This window comes from Photobacterium sp. DNB23_23_1 (assembly GCF_052873815.1).
Map to the genome: position 1 here is coordinate 1 of NZ_JBNNXT010000085.1, position 2,334 is coordinate 2,334.

The window sequence follows — 2,334 nt, forward strand, 5'->3', positions numbered from 1 at the left end:
TAAGCGGGTATTCCTACCCACCTAGCTATTGAGCGGTCGTATTGCTATGAGGCAGAAGGTCGCTGACATCAGAGCCTTCTTCCCGCTGTGGTAGCTCGCTCAGAACATGACGCAGATACGCATAGGGCTCCACGCCGTTGGCACGGCAACTGAGCAGGATACTGAACAACGCCGCACTCGCACTTGCCCCCCTCTGGGTATCAGCGAACAACCAGGCCTTACGCCCGGTGGCTACCGGCCGGATATCCCGCTCCACACGGTTGTTGTCTATTGGATACTCGCCATCCTCAACATACCTTTCAAGGTAGACCCATTGCTTTAGTGCGTAGCTGACCGCTTTCCCCATCGGACTTTGGGGGAGCAGTTTGGCTGCCGCTTTATCCAGCCAGCCGTGGAAGGATTCGAGGATCGGGATACTGTCTTTTTGCCTCATTGCATGCTTTTCTGACGCCGGCAAGGACTGGGCTTTCTTTTCGATGGCATACAACTTCTGGATATAACTCAGGGCCTGTTTGGCCTGTCCCGCTTTTTTCGGGCTCAGGTCGAGGGCATCCTTGAACTTGCGGCGGGCATGGGCCCAACATCCGAGGTGAGTGACGGTTTCCAGCATCCGCCAAGCCGGGTAACCATCGGTCATGATGGTGCCACCATAGCCATCGAGGAAGGCCTTGGGGTAAGTATGCCCCCGGCCGGGTTGGTATTCGAACAACACCACCGGTGTTGTGCTTTGTTCAGGGCTGGAGTATGCCCAGAGGTAAGATTTGCTCTCGGCTTTCTTGCCGGGCTCTTTCAAGACTTGAAGCGTAGTTTCGTCACCGTGGATAACCGGCTCCCTGAGCAGCGCCCTGCGCATAGCCTGATAAACCGGCGAAAGCAGCTCGGCGGTCTTTATCATCCAGTTAGCCAAGGTCGTCCGCTGGATATCAACGCCAACACGCGCTAGCTCTTTTTCAATACGGTATAGCGGCAGGCCGTCGGCATACTTGCTGACCGCTACGGTAGCAAGGGTGCCAGCCGTAGCAATACTGCCCGGGAGCGGCTGCCGGGGCATGGAGGCGACGGTGATTTTGCTGCCTTCGCCATGATTCTCGCAATGGCGGCAAGCATACTTCTTGCGTTCATGCCGCAGCACTTTGACCTGCTTGGGGATGATGTCGAGTTGCTCGGACGTTTCGACACCGATAGCATGCAGCTCACCCTGGCAACAAGGGCAGGTTTTTGCGCCTTCCGGTAAATCATACTCGATAACCTCGCGGGGTAAGTCCGGATTAATCGGTTTGCGACCGCGCTTGCGCGTGTAGGTCACCGTTTCCATTTCCGGCTCATCGTCGGACGGCCCGGTATCCGCGAGCGATTCTGCCTCATTGAACAGGCAACCCTGCGCCGGGAACTTTTCGCTTTGTGGCAGATAGCGTTTGGCTTGTGCCATCCGGAACTGCTCCCACATCTCAGTAATGCGGGATTCATATTGTTGGCTGACGTTCTGAACGAGGCTGTCGATATAAGCCTGGATTTCTGGGGTGATGCCAGTGGGCTTATTAAGTTCCTTTTGCATAATAAAAGTATAGTAAAAACAGTGGTTTTTGCTAATTTAGTTAACTGTTTCTACGAGATCTTTAGCCCGTTCATGGGCTGGTGCGCAACGGCATTTTGCCAGTTCAGTCCATCAAGCAACCATCGTAGTTGCCTCGCTGTGATTTCCATGGCAACCGTATCTTGCGGATGGCGTGGCCACTTGAACTTGCCGTTTTCTAGCCGACGGTAATGGAGCCAGAAGCCATTGGTATCCCATTGCAATATCTTCACCTTGTCACGACGGCGATTACAGAACACGAACCAGTGGGGACTAACCGGGTTAAGCTCAAGTACCTCCTCGACCAGCAGTCCCAGAGTATTGATGGACTTGCGCATGTCGGTCACCCCAGTGGCCAGGTACACGTTGCCGGCCGGAGTGGTGATCATGGCAGGCTCTTCATGACTTGCGGTAACAGTGAGATTGCCGAAGTATCGTTGATAGAGATCCGGTAGCCTCCAGGTGTTTCAATCACCAAGGGTATTGACGATGAAGGTATCGATATTGGCACCATGGTACTGCTTGGTTCATATGTTGTTGTCGTTAATTTTTTCTGCCAGTAATAAAACTGAGACTGGGCAATCTGGTGTTGCTCACACCAGCCAGCAATGGTTAGTTCGCTATCCCTCTGGTGTTGCAAGCGTTCTTGCCATAGCTGCGTTTTGTCTTCGCGAGTCATGATAAAGCTCCGTGGAATAAAGAAGCTATATCAATACCAAGTATTGAGGGTTATCTGAATGTGGGTAGGAATACCCGCTTAC

Annotated in this window: 3 protein-coding genes; all 3 read right to left on the reverse strand. The window is 53.3% G+C overall.

Annotated elements, in window-relative coordinates; all coding sequences use genetic code 11:
* Positions 1-25: 25 nt before the first annotated feature.
* Genes tnpC through tnpA form a run of 3 tightly spaced genes read right to left on the reverse strand, consistent with a single transcriptional unit; the run spans position 26 to position 2,252 of the window.
* Entirely contained in the window at positions 26-1,555 is a 1,530-nt protein-coding gene (tnpC, locus tag ACVA53_RS24825; RefSeq protein ID WP_446506614.1) for an IS66 family transposase, read from the reverse strand.
* A 50-nt stretch (positions 1,556-1,605) separates the two neighbouring features.
* Positions 1,606-1,962, reverse strand: coding sequence for an IS66 family insertion sequence element accessory protein TnpB (gene tnpB / locus ACVA53_RS24830; protein WP_446506615.1), 357 nt, complete (start codon positions 1,960-1,962; stop codon positions 1,606-1,608).
* A complete protein-coding gene (gene tnpA / locus ACVA53_RS24835; protein ID WP_446506616.1) occupies positions 1,959-2,252 on the reverse strand; it encodes an IS66 family insertion sequence element accessory protein TnpA in 294 nt (97 codons plus the stop codon). The genes tnpB and tnpA overlap by 4 nt, the downstream gene beginning before the upstream one ends.
* Between the last annotated feature and the right edge of the window lie 82 nt (positions 2,253-2,334).